Source organism: Mesorhizobium sp. M9A.F.Ca.ET.002.03.1.2 (assembly GCF_003952365.1).
In the GTDB taxonomy this organism is placed as follows: Bacteria; Pseudomonadota; Alphaproteobacteria; order Rhizobiales; family Rhizobiaceae; genus Mesorhizobium.
This window is the reverse complement of record NZ_CP034443.1, coordinates 4,902,940-4,925,089: the sequence shown is the minus strand read 5'-3', so window position 1 is coordinate 4,925,089 and position 22,150 is coordinate 4,902,940. Positions and strand designations below refer to the sequence as shown.

The 22,150-nt window shown below is 62.3% G+C and carries 22 protein-coding genes, 1 tRNA gene and 2 pseudogenes; 11 read left to right on the top strand and 14 right to left on the bottom strand.

The window, feature by feature from the left end:
* Positions 1–13: 13 nt before the first annotated feature.
* From EJ066_RS23795 to EJ066_RS23765, 7 genes and pseudogenes are all read right to left on the bottom strand, one after another.
* Positions 14–831 (bottom strand): annotated as a pseudogene (locus EJ066_RS23795) (MBL fold metallo-hydrolase).
* Positions 832–834: 3 nt separating this feature from the next.
* Positions 835–1,629 (bottom strand): TatD family hydrolase, encoded by a 795-nt coding sequence (locus EJ066_RS23790; protein ID WP_126042272.1) that lies wholly within the window; start codon positions 1,627–1,629, stop codon positions 835–837.
* A complete protein-coding gene (gene metG, locus EJ066_RS23785) occupies positions 1,629–3,182 on the bottom strand; it encodes a methionine--tRNA ligase (protein ID WP_245454968.1) in 1,554 nt (517 codons plus the stop codon). The genes EJ066_RS23790 and metG overlap by 1 nt, the downstream gene beginning before the upstream one ends.
* A gap of 83 nt (positions 3,183–3,265) precedes the next feature.
* Complete coding sequence (locus EJ066_RS23780; protein WP_126042268.1) at positions 3,266–4,321, bottom strand: DNA polymerase III subunit delta'; 1,056 nt, start codon at positions 4,319–4,321, stop codon at positions 3,266–3,268.
* Positions 4,318–4,992 (bottom strand): dTMP kinase, encoded by a 675-nt coding sequence (gene tmk / locus EJ066_RS23775; RefSeq protein ID WP_126042266.1) that lies wholly within the window; start codon positions 4,990–4,992, stop codon positions 4,318–4,320. The genes EJ066_RS23780 and tmk overlap by 4 nt, the downstream gene beginning before the upstream one ends.
* Positions 4,993–5,055: 63 nt before the next feature.
* Positions 5,056–6,210 (bottom strand): D-alanyl-D-alanine carboxypeptidase family protein, encoded by a 1,155-nt coding sequence (locus tag EJ066_RS23770; protein ID WP_126042264.1) that lies wholly within the window; start codon positions 6,208–6,210, stop codon positions 5,056–5,058.
* Between the two features lie 161 nt (positions 6,211–6,371).
* The gene (locus EJ066_RS23765) at positions 6,372–7,589 is read right to left on the bottom strand and encodes a septal ring lytic transglycosylase RlpA family protein (protein ID WP_126042262.1); all 1,218 of its coding nucleotides are present in this window, start codon (positions 7,587–7,589) and stop codon (positions 6,372–6,374) included.
* Positions 7,590–8,066: 477 nt separating this feature from the next.
* Here EJ066_RS23765 and EJ066_RS23760 point away from each other — a divergent pair.
* From EJ066_RS23760 to EJ066_RS23740, 5 genes and pseudogenes are all read left to right on the top strand, one after another.
* Positions 8,067–8,156: transfer RNA gene (locus tag EJ066_RS23760), tRNA-Ser, on the top strand.
* 174 nt (positions 8,157–8,330) lie between these two features.
* A pseudogene (locus EJ066_RS23755) lies at positions 8,331–8,560 on the top strand (LysR substrate-binding domain-containing protein); the annotation flags it as partial.
* Positions 8,561–8,715: 155 nt separating this feature from the next.
* Positions 8,716–8,946, top strand: coding sequence for a hypothetical protein (locus tag EJ066_RS23750; protein ID WP_126042260.1), 231 nt, complete (start codon positions 8,716–8,718; stop codon positions 8,944–8,946).
* 215 nt (positions 8,947–9,161) lie between these two features.
* Positions 9,162–9,374 carry a hypothetical protein gene (locus tag EJ066_RS23745; protein ID WP_245454967.1) on the top strand — a complete coding sequence of 71 codons (213 nt, stop codon included), beginning with the start codon at positions 9,162–9,164 and terminating at the stop codon, positions 9,372–9,374.
* A 217-nt stretch (positions 9,375–9,591) separates the two neighbouring features.
* The gene (locus EJ066_RS23740) at positions 9,592–9,753 is read left to right on the top strand and encodes a hypothetical protein (protein ID WP_245454966.1); all 162 of its coding nucleotides are present in this window, start codon (positions 9,592–9,594) and stop codon (positions 9,751–9,753) included.
* 199 nt (positions 9,754–9,952) lie between these two features.
* On the opposite strand, the gene EJ066_RS23735 is transcribed toward EJ066_RS23740, so the two are convergent.
* Positions 9,953–11,395, bottom strand: a complete 1,443-nt coding sequence (locus tag EJ066_RS23735) for a multicopper oxidase family protein (RefSeq protein ID WP_126042256.1) — start codon at positions 11,393–11,395, stop codon at positions 9,953–9,955.
* Positions 11,396–11,474: 79 nt separating this feature from the next.
* A complete protein-coding gene (locus EJ066_RS23730; protein WP_126042254.1) occupies positions 11,475–11,852 on the bottom strand; it encodes a hypothetical protein in 378 nt (125 codons plus the stop codon).
* 536 nt (positions 11,853–12,388) lie between these two features.
* On the opposite strand from EJ066_RS23730, the gene EJ066_RS23725 reads away from it, so the two are divergent.
* Together EJ066_RS23725 and chrA are read left to right on the top strand one after the other, a co-directional pair.
* Entirely contained in the window at positions 12,389–12,691 is a 303-nt protein-coding gene (locus tag EJ066_RS23725; RefSeq protein ID WP_126044023.1) for a PadR family transcriptional regulator, read from the top strand.
* Entirely contained in the window at positions 12,688–13,911 is a 1,224-nt protein-coding gene (chrA, locus tag EJ066_RS23720; protein WP_126042252.1) for a chromate efflux transporter, read from the top strand. The genes EJ066_RS23725 and chrA overlap by 4 nt, the downstream gene beginning before the upstream one ends.
* A gap of 184 nt (positions 13,912–14,095) precedes the next feature.
* Here chrA and EJ066_RS23715 read toward each other — a convergent pair whose 3' ends face one another.
* A complete protein-coding gene (locus tag EJ066_RS23715; protein ID WP_126042249.1) occupies positions 14,096–15,223 on the bottom strand; it encodes a PQQ-dependent sugar dehydrogenase in 1,128 nt (375 codons plus the stop codon).
* Between the two features lie 382 nt (positions 15,224–15,605).
* Here EJ066_RS23715 and EJ066_RS23710 point away from each other — a divergent pair, with 382 nt between their 5' ends.
* Positions 15,606–15,818, top strand: coding sequence for a hypothetical protein (locus tag EJ066_RS23710; RefSeq protein WP_126042247.1), 213 nt, complete (start codon positions 15,606–15,608; stop codon positions 15,816–15,818).
* A 179-nt stretch (positions 15,819–15,997) separates the two neighbouring features.
* On the opposite strand, the gene EJ066_RS23705 is transcribed toward EJ066_RS23710, so the two are convergent.
* From EJ066_RS23705 to EJ066_RS23695, 3 genes are all read right to left on the bottom strand, one after another.
* The gene (locus tag EJ066_RS23705; protein ID WP_126042245.1) at positions 15,998–16,354 is read right to left on the bottom strand and encodes a VOC family protein; all 357 of its coding nucleotides are present in this window, start codon (positions 16,352–16,354) and stop codon (positions 15,998–16,000) included.
* A gap of 29 nt (positions 16,355–16,383) precedes the next feature.
* A complete protein-coding gene (locus EJ066_RS23700) occupies positions 16,384–16,782 on the bottom strand; it encodes an SRPBCC family protein (RefSeq protein ID WP_126042243.1) in 399 nt (132 codons plus the stop codon).
* Positions 16,783–16,850: 68 nt separating this feature from the next.
* On the bottom strand, positions 16,851–17,648 hold the full coding sequence (locus EJ066_RS23695; protein WP_126042241.1) for a helix-turn-helix domain-containing protein: 798 nt from the start codon (positions 17,646–17,648) through the stop codon (positions 16,851–16,853).
* A gap of 200 nt (positions 17,649–17,848) precedes the next feature.
* Here EJ066_RS23695 and EJ066_RS23690 point away from each other — a divergent pair, with 200 nt between their 5' ends.
* The 3 genes from EJ066_RS23690 (at position 17,849) to rimO (ending at position 20,997) form a co-directional block, all read left to right on the top strand.
* Entirely contained in the window at positions 17,849–18,619 is a 771-nt protein-coding gene (locus EJ066_RS23690) for an SDR family oxidoreductase (protein ID WP_126042239.1), read from the top strand.
* Between the two features lie 269 nt (positions 18,620–18,888).
* The gene (locus EJ066_RS23685; protein ID WP_126042237.1) at positions 18,889–19,548 is read left to right on the top strand and encodes a TerC family protein; all 660 of its coding nucleotides are present in this window, start codon (positions 18,889–18,891) and stop codon (positions 19,546–19,548) included.
* A gap of 135 nt (positions 19,549–19,683) precedes the next feature.
* Positions 19,684–20,997: a 30S ribosomal protein S12 methylthiotransferase RimO gene (gene rimO, locus EJ066_RS23680; protein ID WP_126042235.1), complete on the top strand. Its 1,314-nt coding sequence runs from the start codon at positions 19,684–19,686 to the stop codon at positions 20,995–20,997.
* A gap of 76 nt (positions 20,998–21,073) precedes the next feature.
* Here rimO and EJ066_RS23675 read toward each other — a convergent pair whose 3' ends face one another.
* Complete coding sequence (locus EJ066_RS23675) at positions 21,074–22,141, bottom strand: BMP family ABC transporter substrate-binding protein (protein ID WP_126042233.1); 1,068 nt, start codon at positions 22,139–22,141, stop codon at positions 21,074–21,076.
* Positions 22,142–22,150 lie beyond the last annotated feature (9 nt).

Sequence of the window (22,150 nt, the reverse complement as noted above, 5' to 3'; positions counted from 1 at the left end):
AAAAACAGACCTATCATTCTGATTTATAATGGATTTCGATCGTCATGCCGTCATAGGCCGGCTCAACGTTGGCCGGTGTCTCGGCTATCATAGCGGCGTAATCGAGCGGCACATGCATATGCGTCAGCACGGCCTTTGCCGGCGCCAGTTTTTCGATCCAGCCGAGTGCCTGACCGAGCGACAGATGGCTCGGATGCGTCCTGTATTGCAGCGCGTCGATGACGAGCACGTCAAGCCCACGCAACCGTTCGGCCGTGGCGTCGGGGAAATCACTGACATCGGGGCAATAGGCGAGCCCGCCGATGCGAAAGCCAAGCGATATGATGTCGCCATGGATCTGCGGCAGCGGCTCGAGGGTGAGAGTACCCCCTCGCCTTCGATCACCACCGGCCGGGCGTGGTCGATGATATGAGCATCGACGATGGGTGGATAAGAACTGCCCTGCGGCGTTTCAAAACAATAGCCGAAAGCCTGCCGCAACCGCAGCATAGTAGGCTGATCGGCGTGGATATCGATCAGATGACGCTGCTCGAGCACGAAGCCGCGCAAATCGTCGATACCGTGGATATGGTCGGCATGCGGATGCGTATAGACGACCGCATCGATGCGCCTGACCGATGCCAGCAGCATCTGCTCGCGGAAATCCGGTCCGGTATCGATGACGACGGTGGTCCTGCCGCCGTTTGCCGCAATCCGCTCGACGAGCGCAGCGGTGCGCATGCGTCGGTTCCTCGGATTGGCCGGATCGCAATTGCCCCAGTCGCCGGTGATGCGCGGCGTGCCCGGCGATGAACCGCAGCCGAGAATGGTGAGGCGCAGCCGGTCGCCCATGCGTCAGGCGCTCAGTACGCTTGGGCGCGGCATCTTCCTGAACAGCCGGAAGAAATTGTCGGTGGTGATATCAGCGATTTCGGCCTCGCTGACGCCGACCGTTTCGGCCAGCACCTTAGCTGTATGCGCGACATAGGCAGGCTCGTTTCGCTTGCCGCGAAACGGTATCGGTGCGAGATATGGCGCGTCGGTTTCGACCAGCAGGCGGTCGTGTGGCACATCGGCGGCGATGGCGCGCAGTTCGGCCGAATTCTTGAAGGTCAGGATGCCCGAAAAGGAAACATAGCCGCCAAGCGCCACGCCGACTTCGGCTAGCCTGCGCCCGGATGAAAAACAGTGCAGGATGAAGGGGAAGGCGCCCTTCCCTGTTTCGTCCTCGAGGATGTCGGCCATGTCGCTGTCGGCGTCGCGCGCATGGATGACCAGCGGCAGGCCCGTCTCGCGCGCGGCGGCAATATGGGTGCGAAAACCCTGCGCCTGCGCATCGCGCGGCGCATGGTCGTAGAAGTAATCGAGCCCGGCCTCGCCGATCGCCACCACTTTCGGATGGGCGGACAGCCGGACAAGCTCCTCGACAGTCACATCCAGCTCTTCGGCGGCGTTGTGCGGGTGGGTGCCGACAGAGCAATAGACCTGGTCGAAAGATTCAGTGATCTCAAGTACTTGTTGGAATCTTTTCACACGCGTCGAGATCGTCACCATGCGACCGATTCCAGCGGCTAAAGCGCGGGCGACGATGGCCGCCCGCTCCTCTGCGAAATCCGGAAAATCGAGATGGCAGTGACTGTCGACCAACATCAGGCGCTTGCATCCGTTTGCTCGACATAACGTGGAAACACCGGTTCCGGCGCAGGCAGGGCCGTGCCTGAAACCAGCGCGTGAGCTTCGGCGACGTGCGCGAAGTCGCGGCTGTCCGCCGGCGCCGCCAGCAGGTCGAGCAGCTTTGCCGCAGAGGTCGGGACGACGGGCTGGCAGAGGATCGCGATACGCCGGATCACCTCGGCCGTCGTCCACAGCACCGTTTCCATGCGGGCCGGATCGGTCTTCTTCAGCGCCCACGGCTCCTGCCCCGCGAAATAGCGGTTCGCTTCGGCCACCACGCCGAAGATCGCCGCCAGCGCCAAATGGATGCCCTGGTCGGCCATCGTCTTACGTGCTGTGACAAGGGCGGCACTTGCCTGATCGAGGATCGCCTTGTCGGCATCGCTCAGTTCGCCGCGCTTCGGCACCACGCCGCCGCAGTTCTTGGCGATCATCGACAGCGAGCGCTGCGCCAGATTGCCGAGATCGTTGGCGAGGTCGGCATTGGTGCGGTTGACGATGGCGTCGTGGCTGTAGCTGCCGTCCTGGCCGAACGGCACTTCGCGCATGAAGAAATAACGCACCTGATCGAGGCCGTAATGCTCGATCATCGCGAACGGATCGACGACATTGCCGACCGACTTCGACATTTTCTCGCCCCGGTTGAACAGAAAACCATGCGCGAACACGCGCTTCGGCAGTTCGATCCCTGCCGACAGCAGGAAGGCCGGCCAGTAGACGGCGTGGAAGCGGACGATGTCCTTGCCGATGACGTGGACGTTCGCCGGCCAGAAGCGCCAATTGTCAGCCTGTTCATCGGGGTAGCCGGCAGCGGTGATGTAGTTGGTCAAAGCGTCGATCCAGACATACATCACATGCTTGTCGTCGCCCGGCACCGGCACGCCCCAATCGAACGTGGTGCGCGAGATCGACAGATCCTTCAGCCCGGATTTGACGAAGCTGACGACTTCGTTGCGCCGCTCCACTGGGCCGACGAATTCGGGATTGCTTTCATAGAGCGCGAGCAGTTTGTCCTGATAGGCGGAAAGGCGGAAGAAATAGCTCTCTTCCTCGGTCCACTCGACGGGCGAGCCGAGCGGCTCGCGGCGCACGCCGTCGTCGCCGACCTTGGTTTCGGCCTCGTCGAAATAGGCTTCCTGCCGCACCGAATACCAGCCGCTGTAGCGGTCGAGGTAGATGTCGCCATTCTCCGCCATGCGCTTCCAGATCGCCTGGCAGGCCTTGTAGTGGCGCTCCTCGGTGGTGCGGATGAAAACGTCGTTCGAACAACCGATCGCTTCATACATCGAGCGGAAGATCGCCGAGTTGCGATCGGCAAGCGCTTTCGGCGTCAGGCCTTCGGCGTCCGCCGTCTGCTGCATCTTCAAGCCGTGTTCGTCGGTTCCCGAGACGAAGAAGACGTCCTTGCCGTCGAGCCGGTGGAAGCGGGCCAGCGTGTCGCTGGCGATGACAGTGTAGGCATGACCGATATGTGGCTTGCCGTTCGGATAGAAAATCGGCGTGGTCAGGTAGTATTTTTCGCGTGCCATGGATGAGCCGTCATGAATGTCTGAATGAAAGATGTCGCGGTGAGATATCGCATCGAAACGGCGATTGCCATCCCGATGGGCCGTCACATTCGCATTGCAGAATTCAGGCGGTCGATCATGGTCAAGGCGTGCTGCTTCTTGTCGAGATTGTAGGTGTCGGTTTCAGATATAGCGTTCAAAGCCTCGTGCCAAGTATCCGAGAGCGTTTTCGCCCGCGCCAGATCGCCCGCCAGCGCGGCCTCGCTTGCGCCGGTCGAGAGCAGGTCGAGCGCGCGGCGATTGAAGATATCGAACTGGATCGCCTGGTCGCGACCAGCGACCGCCTCCGCGAGGCGGTAGGCGCCGGCGACATCGCTCTTTCTTGCTGTCGCCAGGGCGTCAAGCGTTTCGGCGATCTCCAGCCCGCCATACTGCGTCAACAGGATTGCGGCGCGCGCGCTGCCCCCTGCCCGCTCTGCCAGTGCTGCGCGCGCTGCGGGATCGTCCGGCGGTGGCGGCTCAACGCTATCCAGAACCGTCATCAGGCTCTCGGCATCGAGCGGCGCCAGCCGCACCATCTGGCAGCGCGAGCGGATCGTCGGCAGCAGGCTGCCCGGCGCATGGACGATGAGAATGAACAAGGTTCGTGCAGGTGGTTCTTCAAGATTCTTCAACAAGGCATTGGCCGCATTGGCATTCATGTCGTCGGCCGGATCGACGATCACCACGCGATAGCTGCCGTCATGCGAGGTCAGCGACAGGAAGCGGCTGACCTTGCGGATCTCATCGACGGTGACGACCGTCTTGAAACTCTTGGTCTTGTCGTTTGGCGGGCGGGTCAGATGCAGCACCGAAGGATGTGCGCTGGTGGCGATCTGGCGAAACAGCGATGACGCCGGATCAGGGACGGCAAGTACGTCCGGCGCCTGCTCGAACGCCGGATGTTTCAACAGATGATGCGCCAGGTGGAAGGCGAGCGTCGCCTTGCCGATGCCGACCGGACCGACAAAAATCAGCGCATGCGGCAGCTTCCCGGAGCGGTAGGCGGTGGCCAGCATGTTCGCCGCCTGGCCATGTCCGACCAGACGCGGGGTCTCGGATGGCTCAGGGACGCCGTCCAGCGTGTCGTGCTGTTCCGGTGCGATCCGTTCGAAAATCATCCCGGCGCCGCCTGCTTCCTGCGCGCCGGCGCCATTGTCTCCAGGGCCGCGAACACGGCGGCGGTAACGACATTCTCCACCATGTCGGGGTCGGCGGACGCGTCGACGACGATGCAGCGCTCGGGTTCCGCCGCGGCGATCGCCAGAAAGGCTTCGCGGCGGCGCTGATGGATATCCAGCGTCTCCTTTTCGAAGCGGTCGGCGCCGGCATCGTTACCCCGCCGTGCCGTGGCGCGCCGCAGTCCCTCAGTCGGATCGATATCGAAGATCAGCGTCATATCGGGCACCATGCCGTTGATGGCGACCTTTTCGAGCGCACCCATGAACGCCGGGTCGAGGCCGCCGGTGACGCCCTGGTAGACGCGCGAGGAATCGATGAAGCGATCGCAAAGCACGATCGAGCCGCGTTCGACCGCCGGCCGGATGACCTGCTCAACATGGTCGGAACGCGCGGCGGCGAAAAGCAGCGCCTCCATCCTGGGGCCGAATGGTTCGGCAGCGCCGGAAAGCAGGACATGCCTGACCGCCTCGGCGCCCGGAGAGCCGCCCGGCTCACGCGTGACAAGGACATCGTATTTCTTGGCGCGCATCTTGCTGGCCAGCCGCTCGATCTGCGTCGACTTGCCTGCTCCTTCGCCGCCCTCGAAGGTGATGAAAAATCCCTGCACCAAAGCCTTTGTCCATACTGCGGGACCGTAATAGTCCCGACTTGAGAAAAGGTCCACGCCGTGATGCTAACGCAACCAGCCGACGGCCAGTTCCTTGACGGCATCGAGAGCGCGCTGCGGCAGCGAGCCCGGGCCAACCGACTCGGCCGCGAAAAGCGGCGTCTCCTGGCTCAGCGTATCGCCGATCCAGACCCGCAGTGCGCCCACCGCTTGCCCCTCCTCCACGGGTGCTGCAACCGGTCCGTCATAAACGATCCTGGCGGTCAGCTTGTCGCGGTTTGCGATGGGCAGGAAGATATCCACCGGCCCTTTTGCCTTCAGTGCTACGCCGGATTTCGCACCGCCGAAAACCTGCGCTTCGCCGACCACTTCATCCCTGGCGAAAATCTCGGTCTTCTGGAAGGCGCGAATGCCCCAGTCGAGCAGCTTTCGCGCTTCCTCGGCGCGCTCGCGGTCGCTTGCCAGTCCGCTCATCGCCGCGATGAGGCGTGTGCCATTGTGGTTGACCGAGCCAACAATGCCGAAGCCGGACGCCTCGCTCATGCCGACCGCCAGGCCGTCCGCTCCGATACCCATCGCCAGCAGCGGATTGCGGTTTCTCTGGGTGATCTTGTTCCAGGTGAAATCCGTCTGGCCATAGTAGCGATAGAGATCCGGGTAATGCCGCCAGATATGCAAGGCCAGAAGCGCAAGCTCCCGAACGGTCGTCTGCTGACCGTCGGCCGGCAGACCGGTCGAATTGACGAATGTCGATTTCTCCAGGCCGATCTGCCGTGCGCGCTCGGTCATCTGCGCCGCGAAGTTCGCCTCGGATCCGGCGAAACCTTCGGCGATGATGATACAGCCGTCATTGGCTGCCTGGACCGTCACGCCCTGGATCAGGTCTTCGAGCCGAATCGTCGATTTAAGCTTGGCAAACATGGTCGACGTTCTGGACGGCGCGCCGCCGGTGCGCCATGCGTTCTCACTCACCACGAACGTATCGTCGAGCGTCATGCGCCGCGATTTGATGGCGTTGAAAGCCACCTCCATCGTCATCAGCTTGGCCAGCGAGGCCGGCGGTATCGGCCTGTCCGCGTCCTTGGAAAACAGCACCGTTCCGGTTTCGGCATCGATCATGAAGGCTTGCCCGGCCTTGGTCTCGAAAAGCTGCGCCGCGGCCGGAACCAGCGAAAGCAGCAGGAGGCCAAAACCCAGGAGCCCGGCGAAGTGAAATTTCATGAAAGGTTAGACCTGTCGGCCGGCATTTCTGAGCAAGCTCTACAAGCTATCAGGCTTTGTCCCGGACAAGCAATCCAGCTTTGTCCCGGACAAGCAATCGGCTTTGTCCCGACGGATCAACCGCGCCCATGGATAACTAGCAAAACTTCAGGTTTTGCCGGTCAGTTCCGAACCACGAGCGCGTCGGGCGCACCGTGCGACCACGCTGCCTGCAGCATTTCGTCCAAGCTGCCATGGCCGTCCGGATAGAGATTGACTGAATACCAGTCCTTGCCATCAAGCTCGGAGCGCTGGATTTCGGCCTTGCCGAAGCCGGAAAGCTGGCCCGCCACACGCTGCGCCTCGGCGGCATCCTCGAACGAGCCCGCAGCGACATAGTCCGTGGGCGAACCGGCCGAAGGCGCTTGCCGCTTCCACGATTGAAGGATTTCGGCGGGCGACATGCCAGCGCCATTCAGCGCGGCAAAGGCATTGGCGGCGCCCTGGACGCGTTCGTCCGCATAAGACAGCGACGCCACGGTGAATGGCGATTGCGCCGGCAGATTGATCTCCGGGCGTTCTGGCGCGATCGGCCCGAAATCGGGCAGCGTCACACTGCCGGCGGCTGATATGACAGGCTGTGCCGACGCGGAATTCGTCAACTGACCGGGAAATGGGACGGCGACAGCGCCCGACGCCGAGCTCGGCGATGGACCATTCATAGCGATCATGACACCGGTCGGCAGGCCGTCCGACGGATCCGGCGCCCTATTGCCTGGATTGTAGGAGGCCATCAGGTACTGATCGTCGTTACCGTCAAGCGGCGCCCGGCCGACATATTCGACCTTCACCTTGGCCGTGCCGATATTGGCATAATCGAGCATCTCGGCGGCACGCTTCGACACATCGATGATGCGCCCGTCATGATAAGGGCCGCGATCGTTGACGCGCACGATGACCGAGCTGCCGGTCTTCAGATTGGTGACGCGCGCATAGCTCGGCAGCGGCATGGTCGGATGCGCACCGGTCAGATGTGTCATGTCGTAGATTTCGCCGTTGGCGGTCAGCCTGCCGTGGAAGGCCTCGCCATACCAGGATGCTGATCCGACCTTGGCGTAGCGCTTGTCTTCCTTCGGATAATACCACTTGCCGCGCACCTGATAGGGCTTGCCGAGCTGATCGCGTCCGCCGCCACGCTGCAAGCCTGACATCTTGAAGGTGACGCGCGGGCTGGCCTTCACGCCGTATTCGGATTCGGAAAAATATTCCTTGGAGCGGGGCTTCTTGTTGACCATCGCCTTCGGTTGCGGCGCGGCGCAAGCCGCCAGCAAGGCAGCCGACAGGGCACACAACATGAAAGCGGAAGCGCGACGTAGGTGCGGGCGCGCCATGCTCTGCATTTTTCGACTGTCCCCTCTCAGCAAAGGCACCGCAACTTGACCGTCAGCGGGGCCACGGCACCCACCCGACAAATGCCAGCGCCACTTGATTCGCAATCCCTTGTGCGCAGGAATTGTTTATCACCGTATTAATCGATTATGGTCGGAACCGGGCGAGATTGTGGCACGAACCCTCCTGGCGATCGCAGCGAAAGATCGCGGCTTTTCGGCCTTCGGCGCCGCGCTGTTCGTCTTGCCGCAGCCCCGCCGTCAGGCGCCCCCCAAAAGCCCGCATGTCTGCCCGGCTGCCCGGGATGCTGAAAACGTCCATTGGCGATCAATCCCATGCTTTGCCGTTGGCAGGAAGCGTCGCGGCCGGTTGACAGGGCTTTGCCGGGCGCACTAGAGCAATGAAGCGCCGACGATCTCCAGGCGGGCAGCGCCAATAGACACGAGTTGAGATCAGGACGAGCATCCGAGTGGTTGAAAAATCACGATGGAGGGATGGCCGAGCGGTTTAAGGCACCGGTCTTGAAAACCGGCGTGGGTGCAAGCCCACCGTGGGTTCGAATCCCACTCCCTCCGCCACATTGGCCAGGTCCGTTCCGGAGACATGGGTAACAGTTTGTACCTAAGACATGGGTGACAACCTCGTGCCGAACGAGTTGTCGCCGAACACCGCCTTTTTCCCACGGCAGTTCGCCGTTTCATGTTCGAGAGCAGTCGCCATGGGAAAACACAGTGGGGGTGGCAGGCGATCGCCACAATGGCGAGACGATGAAGCAGATGGCGCTTGCCGGTGCCGGCATCGCGCGGTTGGGGTTGTTTCACGTCGGGGCCGATATTGCCGCCGGAGCGCTTGTGCCTCTACTGGAAGACTGCAATCCGCCATCCATGTCGGCGGCGGGCCGCTGCCACCTCGGGTTCGCGCCTTCATCGAACACATGGTCGAAACTTTGGCTGGATCGCCGCTCCTGAACGCAGCCTCTTAACAAGAGGAGGCTCGTAGCCAGGCCTCCTCGCGCCTGACGATGGTTGCTGGGCATCCGTCACCTTGAGCTCCGCGCTAAGAAACGCGATGCGTCCTTCGACATATTCCGGGACATCATCTGGCCCATCGGGCCGACCATTGGCTGGCCCCCACCGCGTGACACTGCGCATCCCGACAGCCAACCATCCCTATTCGATCATCGACCGGAAGGCGAAGCCGGGCGACAAGATCGACCTCGATGGCGAGGTCGTTCACGTCGATGAGGAGTTGGGCAGAGTCACAGTGCAAGTGCTCGGCCGCGTCACCGTCGATGCGGACACAGTCAAGCTGGTGAGGAAGTACCGCTGGCCGAAGGGCACGACGCTGGTGTTCGATGAGCCGACCTGAAATCTTTCAGCCTGAAGGGAACCCAAATGGCCGTGGCAAGTTGATTACACGGTACAAACGGTAAGCACGCACCGTTTCAGGCCACATAAACCCGCTCCGGCTGCCCCTCAGCCGGGCGGGTTTTCTCTAGTGCGGCAACTTATAATGGCGAATCGCAGCTGAAGTTGAGGGTTTGTGGAAGAGGGAACGATCCGGTCCGCCCTGAGTTAGTAATCATGACGAACACCATGGAACCCCACGAAAGCGCGATGGCCAAGGCCAGGGAACGCATCAACCGGACCGAGCTCGCGCTTGAACGCTCAGAAGAAATGCTGGCCGAGAACATCGCGCTGTGCAGCAGGATCAGCGCGCAACGGCGTCTGGTCGAGGCCGCACACCGCTTACTGACGATCGATCCGCCCAGCACCGACGGTGGGCTGAAGGCCTAGCAGCGGGGGCTATCACTCCTCATTCCTCCCGGAATTCGCAGGTGCTTTTCACACGGCCGGCCTGCTCCACGAGATGGCCCGCCCCTGGTCACGCCGCGTTCCCCTTTTGCCGCAGCGTGGGTCGGACATTGGAACGAAAGGCGTATTCGCGAATTCTTCCGCTGGATAATTGGAATCGTCGCCCATGAGGCTCGCGACTCTCCACCTTGAAACTGCAATGTATGGCGACGTATATCGCGCCGCAAGGCTCGCGCTGTTAAGGCAGCAAATCGTGAGGCACATCAAGCGCACGGACCGCTCGGCGCAGAAAGTCGAGCAAGCGCTGGCCAGGTTGGTTGAAGCCAACGCGCCCGTAGAGCTGCTCGCGCGGCATCAGTAGGGCGGCGCTCACGGCAGAGCTCCGGCGACGATCGCGCCTGTGAGACAGCCGGTAGTGATCTCATCTCAGTTGCTCTTCTCGGGCAGGCCCATCGTGTCGCCGGTCGCCTTTTCCACCTGCGGGTCGGCAGGGGTCGCTACGGCAATGGCGGTGGACTTTCTCTCAAGATTGGTTCTCATGTCTTTTCTCCCTGGTCTGCTCAGGCGTCGTACTGGACGACGGTCATCATGCCGGTCGCCATGTGATAGAGATGGTGGCAGTGGAAGGCCCATGTGCCGGGGTTCGAGGCGTCGAACGCGACGGTGACCTCGCGCTGCGGCGGCACCCACACGGTGTCGCGGACCGCTCCCGAAAAACGGTGTCCGTCGATCCCGACTACCTGGAAATGGTGGCCATGCAGGTGCATCGGATGGCCCATCATGCTGTCGTTGCGGATGGCCAACTCGACGCGGTCGCCCTTGCTGACCGCGATCGGCTTGTGGCTGCCGAAGGTTTGGCTGTTGATGGTCCAGACGTACTTTGCCATGTCGCCGCCGAGCACGACGGGTTCGCGTTTGTTCGCCACCTGCTCGGCGAGCGGTTTCGCGGCACGGAAGCCCAACTCCAGCGAAAGGTCGAGCGGCACTTCAGCCTTGTCTCCCTTCGAGGGAACGCGTTTCACAGCGCCGCCCCTTTTCGCCAGGATGAAGCCGGCCCGCTCGACGCCGCCTTCGCGCAAAGCGAGCACCGGCCATGCCCCCTCCTCGCGCGGGAGACGGATGCGGATATCGAGGCGCTGCCCCATACCGAGCGGGAAGCGGCGGCCGCGGACGGGGACGATCCGGTTGCCGTCGACCGCGATCGCCTCGCCTTCGAGCGATCCGGTGTCGATCCAGAAGGCCGTGGCGGTCGCCCCGTTGATGAGTCGCAGCCTGACCGTTCCGTTCCTTTCGACAGGAAACACCTGCGGATCGTCGAGTGCCCGATCGTTCGCGAGATAGGCGTCGTAGTCGATGTCGTTGATGTCCATGGCGGAGCCACCGTGGGTGACAGCGCCTTGCTCCATGCCGCTCATGTTGTGGCTCATGCCGCTCATCGAGTGGCCCGACATCGCCCCTGTCAGTCCGGCAAGCAGTTCCTCGGGGGCCTTGAAGCTGAAATCGTGGAAGAGCACCACGACGGTCTGCTCGTCGAGGCCGGCCTCAGCCGGGTCGTTGACGATCAGCGGCGCCGCCAGAAGCTGCTGCTCCTGCAATGTGTGGGCATGCATCCAGTGAGTGCCGGGGGTTTCAAGCGGGAAGCGATACTCATAGGATTGGCCGGGCTGCAACAGCGACTGCGGCAGGTCCGGCACCCCGTCCTGTCCGAAAGGCGGTGTCAAACCGTGCCAGTGGATGAGCGTCGTCGCGTCGAGCACGTTTTCCAGACGGACATTGAAGTCCTCGCCGGCCTGGGCGAATAGTCCGTGCGTACCGTCCTTCTGGAGGAGACCGAAGACGGTGGCGGCCTGCCCCGCGACCTCGATGACGCGGGTTTCGGCGCGAAGAAGTGTTGGGACGGCGGCTCGTGCAATGCCGGCAAAGCCGGTCAGTGACGAGACCGTGCTGGCGACGCTGGCAGCCGCCGTGGATGCCAGAAACTGGCGGCGGGAAATCTGTTGCATATCAAAGCTCTCATGTTCGTGAACTCGAAAGGCCGGATCGGCCGATAACGGAGCGCACGAACCGCGAGGCCGCGTGCGCTCAGACGGTTACGATGAGCTTAGGAGGACGCAATTCCATTGACGTCTCGCCCGGCAGCAAGGTGACGGATGGGGCGAGCGCGAAAGGTTCCCGTTGCTTGAGGCCTACGAGGATTTGCGCGGGCATGGGCACGCAGAAAAAGCAGCTTGTAAACGAGACGCAGCAATCCCCGTTGTCTTGCGCCTCGTCCCCGCCGTTGCACGGCGCTTCATCTGCATACGCCGTCATGGCATCGGCAGCGTGATGGTATTCAACCGCAATGCGGGCTTCATACTTCATCGATGCATGAACGTGGCGGCCGCCATAGAGAATTGGGGAAACCGCGATCAGGACGGCAATGAGTAGCGCAAGCCATCGGGGCGCGTCGATTACCGACACCCCTCTCCACAAGCGAACGAGTTGCGACTGGACGGCCTTCCGATACAAAAATCAGTTCCTTCGCCCAATATGCCAAGGTCAACATCTGCAAAGATGCAGATACTTTGCGTCAATAAAATACTCGAGGTTCTCGCGATCGGAATTGCGTCAGATCAAATAAGCCGGATCAACGTACGTGAACAAATTGTTCCTCTGCGTCTGACGGAGGCGGGATCCCAGATCTCACAGGGGCCAGAGGGCGACCACGCGACCACAGCAAGTCGGACCTGGTCCTCAGGGCAGCAAACCAGGGATTGGAGGTGGCGCTCGCACGAGACAAGCTGGCAACCGGCGGCATTGCAAATGGCGTCACGCGGCGGTCAGCAGCGCGGCGATGCCGATGAGAACGAGCTCCATGCCTTGTCGTCTTTTTGTAATCGATTTTCGCTATCGTAAGCCGATAGTATGAACCGGTCGCACGGCATATCAAGAAGGCAGGTGGCATGACAGAGGGTCAGCCAGAGATGGCGGCGGCTGAGAAAAGGCGTCCGCGGGCGATGGAGCATCACGACCTGCTCTCCGGTCTCGTGCGCCTGCATGTGCTCCATCATGCGGCCGAGCACGAGATTTACGGCCAGTGGATGATCGACGAGCTGGCGAGCCACGGCTACCGCCTGTCTGCCGGCACGCTCTATCCATTGCTCCACAAGATGACGCGTGACAGCTACCTCAACTCGCGCGAGGAGCGCGACGGACGCACGATGCGCAAGCTCTATTCCATTACCGACAAAGGACGCGAGGGCCTTGCTGTGGCCAAGGAGCGTATCCGCGAGTTTACCGGAGAGGCAGTGAAGCGATGATGGGCACGACAACGAGCCACGATGAAAACCAAGCGACAAGAGGCTCGCCTGGGGAGGTCTTTGCGGCCTTCCTCAAGCTCGGCTTGACCTCCTTTGGCGGACCGATCGCGCATCTGGGCTATTTCCGCGATGAACTGGTGCAACGACGCAAATGGATCGACGAAGCCAGCTATGCCGATCTCGTTGCGCTCAGCCAGTTCCTGCCCGGTCCGGCGTCCAGCCAGGTCGGCTTTGCGTTGGGACTGCTGCGTGGCGGGCCGCTCGGTGCGCTTGCCGCCTGGGCGGCCTTTACCTTGCCGTCGGCTCTCCTGCTCGTCCTCTTCGCCTACGGGGCGACGGCGTTCGGTGGACCGGTCGGCAGCGGCATCATCACCGGCCTCAAGATCGTCGCCGTCGCCATCGTGGCGCAGGCGGTCTGGGGCATGGCAAGGAACCTGTGTCCGGATCGCGAGCGGGCCACGATCGCCCTCGGCGCGGTGCTGGTCATCATTCTCTTCGCTGGTCCGCTCGGGCAGGTGGCGGCGATCGCCGCCGGGGCGACGGCGGGGCTGCTGTTCTGCCGCAATCATCACGAGGCGATCACGAGACACATCGACTTTCCCGTCTCGCGCACGCTCGGGGTAATTTCACTCGTCGTGTTCTTTGCTCTTCTGTTCGGGCTGCCCATCGTCACCACCGCCATGTCTTCGCAAGGGCTGGCCGTCTTCGACTCCTTTTATCGCGCGGGCTCGCTGGTCTTCGGCGGCGGACACGTCGTGCTGCCGCTTCTCGAAACGGAGGTGGTCCGAAGCGGTTGGGTCAACCACGACCAGTTTCTCGCCGGCTACGGCGCGGCGCAGGCCGTGCCCGGTCCGCTCTTCACCTTCGCGGCCTATCTGGGAACCGTGCTGGAGCCGGCCCCCAACGGCCTCGTTGGAGCAGGCATTGCGCTGATCGCCGTCTTCCTGCCAGGATTCCTGATCCTGCTCGGCGCCATTCCGTTCTGGGACAGCTTCCGCAAACGCGAAAGCGCGCAAGCGCTGATGCGCGGCGCCAATGCAGCGGTTGTCGGCATCCTCGGCGCGGCGCTCTACGATCCCGTGTTCACCAGTGCCATCGTCGGCCCGCGCCAGTTCGCCTTGGCGCTTACCTGCTTCGTGCTGCTGATGGCGTGGAAAGCTGCGCCCTGGATCGTCGTGCTCGTGGCCGCAGCGGGCGGCGTGCTGATCGGCGCGGCCTGACTCCGTTCGCCGCAGGAAGCCACCCGCCAGCCCTGCCGGACAGGCCGAATTTCCCCAGGCAAATCGAGCAGGTGGCCCTGCTAAACCTTTACCGAGACGTCGGCCACTGTTTCTGATGACACTGTGTTGGCTGTCATTGGCTCAGCGATGATTCACCAGGCTCCGTCTGTCGCGCCGCATGGAATCACTGCGAAGTCGCTGGCGACAGTCGTAATATCCGTCCCGCTGGCTCGTCGGTCAGCGCCATGACCGCGCCGTCGGGAGCCTGCACCACGTCTCGGATACGCCTGCCGAGAGCGAGGACTTCCTCGCCCGCGACCTGCTCGCCGTCAATCCTGACACGAACGATGCCTTCCGCCGACAATCCGCCAATCAGGAGGTCGCCTCGCCAGTCGGCAAACATGTCGCCGGTGTAGAAGGTCATGCCGGAAGGCGAGATGACGGGCGTCCAGCTATGGATGGAGCCGGCAAAGTCCGGCCGAGTCGACGGATCGGGAATGCGTTCGCCCGAATAGTGCCGCCCCCAGCTGACCACGGGCCAGCCGTGATTCCGGCCTGCTTGCGGAATGTTCAGCTCGTCGCCGCCGCGCGGTCCCATTTCCGCCGTCCAGAGCACGCCGGTTTCGGGATGGATCGCTGCGCTTTGCACATTGCGATGGCCGTAGGACCATATCTCGTCGGCGCCGTCCTTGCCGACGAAGGGATTGTCGTCAGGCACTGAACCGTCGGGATTGATGCGGACGATCGTCCCAAGATGATTGTTGACGTCCTGCGCCTGTCGCATCTTGAAGCGCTCGCCGAGCGTGACGAAGAGCTTGCCGTCCGGCGCGAATACCAGGCGGGAACCGTAGTGGTTCCGTCCGGAGACCGCCGGTTGCTGCCGGAAGATCACTTCGAAGTTCGAAAGCGCGCTCCCGTCATCGTCCAGGCGTCCACGACCGACGGATGTGGCCGCGCCGCCGGGGCGTTCCTCCGAGTAGGAGAGATAGACGGTCCGGTTGTTGGCAAAGTCCGGATCGAGCGCCACATCCAGCAGGCCGCCTTGTCCGCCGGCGACGACGTCCGGCACACCGCCGATCGGATCGGAGACGGCCCCGTCGGTCGAGACGAGCCGCAGGCGCCCCGGACGCTCGGTGACCAGCAGCACGCCGTCTGGCAGGTAGGTCGCGCCCCAGGGGTGTTCGAGCCCTTCGGCAAAGGTCTCGACGGCAATGCGGCCCGTTTCGCTCTCTATGCTCCTGGCAGGGGCCTGTGCGAGCGAGGGCGCACTGAAAGCAAGAAGAAAAGACGAAGCAATGAGTACCCGCAGCATGATTTCTCCATCCGAACAGGGTGTGGCGGAGGAGCCGACGGCTCCTCGATATCTAATGACCGACTGCCGATGCGGTTCCCAAGGCGCCAACGGGGCGCTCGCCAAACTTCCACTTTCCAGACATCGCAAGGGTCATCTGGGAGAACCTTGGAGGGCCATAGCGTAGACGGAGTTCTGTCGCGCTCCCGCGCGGCCTTTCAATAGCATAGCAAAATCAAAATGTTAGGCATTATTTTTAATTTTATCATTAAGGAATACCAGTGTCATTGGTGTTCCTTAAGATGAAAAGGCCGTCTCGTGCGCGGGCACGAAAAGTTGACTTTCCGACCTGGGGATATGCCATTAGCCTGCCCTCGCCCTCAACAAAGCTAGGAGCCACAGGATGAAGACCACTCTCTTGGTTGTCGCCGCTCTGGGCCTTTCAGTGTCCGGTGCCGCTGCGGAATGTGTTGGCCACACTAAAACGACGGCTTCCGTAGATCAGCAAACCAAAGTGGCAAGCATCGCGAACAGCAGTGCGCCGACGGTTGCCGACGCCACGACAACAGCCGACACGCCAATCCTCAAAAAGGAAGAGGCAAAAGAGTCGGAATAGGCGCTTCAGCACGAGCAAGGACTAAAGCCAGCCGCCAGGTAGGTGTCGGCGAGCGCCTGACATGAGCCGAAGCATCTTCGACTTCGCGCCAGGAAACGGCATTGTTCCCGATTGCACGCACAATCCATTCGAAAAGAGAGGCGCCGGGCTCGGCTCGACGCCTCCCCTCCCCAGGTTCCTCACTTGTTCGACCACACCGCAAGTTCGTAGCCGTCCGGATCGGAAAAGTGGAAGCGCCGGCCGCCTGGGAAGGAATAGGCGGGCTTGACGATCTTCCCGCCAACCTCCTCGACGCGACGCTGGGTCTCGTCCAGCCTGTCGGCATAGAGGATCACCAGCGGTCCGCCCGCCGTCTTTTTCTGGCCGCCGAGAGCAAAGCCGCCGAACAGGCGGCCGTCGTTGAACTCGCAATAGCTCGGCCCGTAGTCCTTGAAGGACCAGCCGAAGGCCTTGCCATAGAAGTCGCGCGAGCGCGCGATGTCGCTGACGGAAAACTCGACATAGTCGATGCGTTTGTCGTTGCTTGATTTGGCCATGATCTTCTCCTTTCGTGGTCTTTGGCGGCTCAGCGTTCGAGCATTGCCTTCAGGGTGTTGAGGTCGCGCTGCACCGCGGCGGCGTCGGCGGTGAACGTCTCCTCGGTCATGTCCGGCGTCTTCAGAAGCGTGAACATGACCTCCGCGCCGGTGCCGTTGGGAACCACGCGCACCGCATTGCGGGTTTCCTTGCCCTCGGCAAAGACGATGTGATCGAGGACACCGAATTCGTTGGGCCGGGAGAAGCGGATGCGGATGAGCCGGCCGTCGGGGTCCTCCGCCGTCCAGTCCTCGCCCGATTTCTCGAAGCGTCGGCCGAGGCCTGCCGCCCAGCGCTGGAAATTCTCCGGGATGGAGGCGAAGTCATAGATTTCGCGCCAGTCCCGGTCGACGGACACGGTGATGATGCGGGATTTGTAGATGGTCATATCTGCCTCCTTCGATTGAAGGCAGACTAGACGGATACGGCGATGACGTATTGAACGAAACGGCCAGTTCAGGCGCCGAGCTGCCGCAGGACCGTTGCGGGCGAGAAACCCGACAGGCGCCGCACCTCGCGCGTGAGATGAGCCTGGTCGGAATAGCCCGTATCGAACGCAAGATCGGCCAGGCGCGGCTCGGCGGATTGCTGCGCCAGGTTCAGAAACCGCTGGAAACGGAGGATGCGGTCAAGCGTCTTCGGGCCATAGCCGAAAGCCTCCTGACAGCGGCGGCGAAGCGTTCGCGGGCTGACGTCCAGCCGGTCGAGGATCACCGCCATGCCCGGCCCGGCAGATTCCGTTTTCAGCGCGTTGAAGGCAAATCCCATGTCCGGAGGCGGCGGCTCGACATCGGGCGCGAGCCTGGAGAGTGCCGCTTGCATCGCCCGCATCCGCTCCGCCGTGGAGGATGCATCACCGATTCTCTGGGCGATTTCGCGCGCCAGCGCGCCCCAGAAGTGGCCGAGCGCCAGCCGGCTGCCGACGATCTCCGACATCGGCAGGCCGAGCCACCGGCATGCCGCACCCGGGCGGAAGCGGGTGCCGATCACCGTAGAGCCGGGTGTCAGCGCAGAGAGGGCAACGGCCACGTCGGGACCCGCCACCACCAGCTCGCCATCGATCCAGGTGATGTCGACGCAGCCGTCGGGGACCACGGCCGATAGGCGCCCCGCGCCCGGTCTCAGCGTATTGGACCAGACACACCGGAAATGCCCTTCGAGTGCCGCCGGAGGATCGAACTCGCGGTATTCTCCGATCACCCCGGAAAGGATGGGCGCCCCGGAAAGAACGGGTGTGTTGTCGTCAGACGTCACGAGCCTCTCCTGTGAGGGATACGTTCGCAGGCATCGTCGGCCCGTAACCTATTGCGATGGCGGCTTGCATCAACCCCATCCTTGATCAAGCGTCGTCTTGTCCATCATGGCTGACGATTCCACGCCGTTCCGCGACGCAGCCACCGATTGCAGCATGGCGTCGTTTTCACTATCCCTATTCCTGCAGAGGACCGCTTGGCATGAGCATTTTCGACAGATTTTCCTTGGCTGGGCGTGTGGCGCTCATTACCGGAGGCGGACGCGGGCTCGGCTTCGAGATCGCGCGCGCCTTTGCCGAAGCGGGAGCTCATGTGGTTGTGACCGGACGTACGGCCGCTGTGCTCAATGGCGCCGTCGCCGTCATCGCGAAGGGCGGCGGCAGTGCCCAGGCGGCGGCCTTCGACATAGCGGATGTGGCGGCCGGCCGTGCTGTGATCGCGGATATCCGCCGGACCCGCGGCCGGTTGGACATCCTTGTCAACAATGTCGGCGCCCGCGACAGGAGGCCGCTCGTGGCATTCGGGGATGACGATATCCTTGAGTTGATCCGGACGGATCTGCTCTCGGCGATCTCACTGTCGCGGGATGCGGCGGAAATCATGAAGGCGCAAGGCTATGGCCGGCTGATCTCCGTCACTTCGATCGTTGGCGAGATGGCACGTCCGGGCGATGCCGTCTATCCCGCTGCCAAGCAAGGGCTGACCGGCCTGATGCGCAGCATGGCCGTCGAATACGGCGTGCACGGGATAACCAGCAACGCAATCGCCCCGGGGATGTTCGCTACCGAGACCAATGCCGCGCTGGCCGAAGATCCCGACATGCTTTCCTTCGCTCGCCAGCGGGTTCCCCTGCAACGCTGGGGACGGCCGGAGGAAGTCGCCGGCGCCGCCCTTTTCCTGGCCAGCGATGCGGCATCCTTCGTCAACGGGCATGTTCTGACCGTTGACGGCGGAATGTCCGTGCAGATGTGACGATTGCGAAGCACCAGGAGAAATCGCCAGGTATCAAAACCCGAATCGTTGGCGCAAATCAGCACCATGAATAAATTCCTAGCATACCTGCTGTCACATGTCAAGGTATTGCTTGTGGAGCGCTGGGCGACGGGCAGTGCGAGCCTGAAGCGATCTGGCTTCGCTGCCCACCTGTTCCAAGCAATCTCTTGACGTGTGTGAACCAGACACGTTAGGGCGTCGGGGTATTCAGCGCGACGCTCGGCGAACAAGCAAGGAACTTCCGGTTGATGGAAATTTTTACCGCCGCAGGCTTCTCGGCCCTGCTCCAGGTTATCGCCATCGACCTCGTACTTGCAGGCGACAACGCTATCGTCATCGGCCTTGCCGCGGCCGGCCTGCCGGCCGAACAGCGCAAGAAGGCCATCCTCATCGGCGTGCTGGCGGCGACCGTGCTGCGCATATGTTTTGCAGCGGTAACCGTTCAACTGCTCTTGATCGTCGGCCTGCTGCTGGCCGGTGGCATCCTGCTTTTGTGGGTTTGCTGGAAGATGTGGCGCGAACTGCGCACCTCCCAGGCCGACGAATTGGAAGCGACCGAGGCGCTGGCCGATTCCGATTTCGACAAGGATAATGCAGTGGCCGGCAAGGCGCCGCGCAAGACGCTGGGCCAGGCCGCGCTGCAGATCGTCGTCGCCGACGTCTCGATGTCGCTCGACAATGTGCTGGCGGTCGCTGGTGCAGCGCGCGATCATTTCTCCGTGCTGATCATCGGCCTGGTTCTGTCGATCGCGCTGATGGGTCTTGCCGCAAGCTTCATCGCCAGGCTGCTGCACCGCCACCGCTGGATCGCCTATATCGGCCTGCTGATCATCCTCTATGTCGCGCTCGACATGGTCTATCGAGGCGCGATGGAAGTCTGGCCACATGTGAACAACGCGGTGAGTTGACGCCACCTGTCACGTGCTTCCACCATCGCAACAGATACATTCATCGTGCGTTTCGTCGCGGCTGCCGCGGGCCATACCAATGCCGCAATAAGTGTGGTACTGCGCCGCCAAATCCCAAAAAGCCGGAAAACCTTTATGTCCGCCCCTCGCGTCAGCTTCGTCAGCCTTGGATGCCCGAAGGCCCTCGTGGACTCGGAGCGCATCATCACGCGCCTACGCGCCGAGGGCTATGAGATCGCGCGCAAGCATGATGGCGCCGATCTGGTCGTCGTCAACACCTGCGGCTTTCTCGATTCGGCACGCGACGAATCGCTCAATGCCATCGGCTCCGCGCTTTCGGAGAACGGCAGGGTCATCGTCACCGGGTGCCTCGGCGCCGAGCCCGACGTCATCCGCGAAAAGCACCCAAACGTTCTCGCCATCACCGGTCCGCAGGCCTATGAGAGCGTGATGGCTGCGGTGCATGAGGCCGCACCCCCGAGCCACGATCCCTATGTCGACCTTTTGCCGCCGCAAGGCGTCAAGCTCACGCCGCGCCACTATGCCTATCTCAAGATTTCGGAGGGCTGCAACAACCGCTGCACCTTCTGCATCATCCCGGCGCTGCGCGGCGATCTCGTCTCGCGGCCGGCGGCCGACGTGCTGCGCGAGGCCGAGAAACTGGCCAAGGCCGGCGTCAAGGAGATCCTGGTCATTTCGCAGGACACCAGCGCCTACGGCATCGACATCAAATACCAGGCAAGCCAGTTCGGCGATCGCGAAGTGCGGGCAAAATTCCTCGATCTGTCGGAGGAACTCGGTAAGCTCGGCGTCTGGGTGCGCATGCACTATGTCTACCCCTACCCGCATGTCGCCGATGTCATCCCGCTGATGGCCGAAGGAAAGATCCTTCCCTATCTGGACATCCCGTTCCAGCACGCCTCGCCGCAGGTGCTGAAGAACATGCGCCGGCCCGCCCATGGCGAAAAGACGCTCGAGCGCATTCGCGGCTGGCGCGAAATCTGTCCGGACCTCGCGATCCGCTCCACCTTCATCGTCGGCTTCCCCGGCGAGACGGATGACGATTTCGAGATGCTGCTCGACTGGCTGGACGAAGCCAGGATCGACCGCGCGGGCTGTTTCAAATACGAGCCGGTTAGGGGCGCCCGCTCCAACGATCTCGGCCTCGAACAGGTACCGCAGGAGATCAAGGAGGCGCGCTGGCACCGCTTCATGCAGCGCCAGCAGAAGATCTCGGCAACGCAGCTCGCCAGGAAGGTCGGCAAGCGCCTGCCCGTCCTGATCGACGAGGCGCATGGCACCTCGGCGAAAGGCCGCACCAAATACGACGCGCCCGAAATCGACGGCTCGGTGAATATCCAGTCGCGGCGCCCATTGCGCGCCGGCGACATCGTCACCGTCAAGATCGACCGTGCCGACGCTTACGACCTCTACGGCTCGGCGGTATGACCTCATCCCACTCTAAAAGAAAGGGCGCCGTGCGGCGCCCTTCCTGTCAATTTAGCTATGTGAACTCGGCTAGCCCTTACTGCGGCAGCTTGTCGTCGACGCCTTTGATGTAGAAATTCATGCCGAGCAGCGTGCCGTCGTCCGCGACTTCCCCTTCCTTCAGCCACGGCGTTCCGTCCTGCTTGGCAATCGGCCCGGTGAAGGGGTTCCAGCCGTCGACGATCTTCTTTTCGGTGGCTTGCGCCATCGCCTTCACGTCGTCGGGCATGTTGGTGTAAGCGGCCATTTTAACGGCGCCGTCCTTGATGCCCAGCCAGACATTGCCGGGCTTCCATGTGCCGTCGAGCGCGGCCTTCACCCGGCTGATATAATACGGCCCCCAGTCGTCGACGATCGAGGTCAACTGCGCCTTGGGAGCGAACTTGATCATGTCCGAAGACTGACCGAACCCCTGCAGGCCGCGCTCTTCGGCGACTTGCAGGGCAGCGGTCGAGTCGGTGTGCTGGACGATGATGTCGGCACCCTGGTCGAACAGAGCCTTGGCGGCGTCGGCTTCCTTGCCCGGATCGAACCATGAATTGACCCAGACGATCTTCGCCTTGAAGTCCGGGTTGATCGACTGGGCGCCGAGCATGAAGGAATTGATGCCCATCACCACTTCGGGGATCGGGAACGAAACGATGTAGCCCGCGACGCCCGACTTCGATTGCTTGGCGGCGATCTGGCCGAGAATGTAGCGGCCTTCATAGAAACGCGCGTTGTAGATGCCGAGATTGTCCGATGTCTTGTAGCCGGTCGCGTGCTCGAACATCACGTCGGGGAATTTCTTGGCAACCTTCACTTCGGGGTCCATGAAGCCGAAGGAGGTGCCGAAGATGATCTTGCATCCTTCGCGCGCCAGGCGCTCGAACGCACGATCGGCATCGGGACCCTCGGAGACGTTCTCCAAGTACGCGGTCTCGACCTTGTCGCCGAGCGCCTTTTCTACGTCCAGGCGGCCCTGGTCATGCTGGTACGAATAGCCGAAATCGCCGATCGGGCCGGTATAGACCCAACAGGCTTTCAGCTTTTCCTGAGCTTCGGCGGTCGCCGCCAGCGACAATGTCGCCGCCGTCGTCACCAGCGCAATAAGCAGTTTTTTCATCGTGTTACC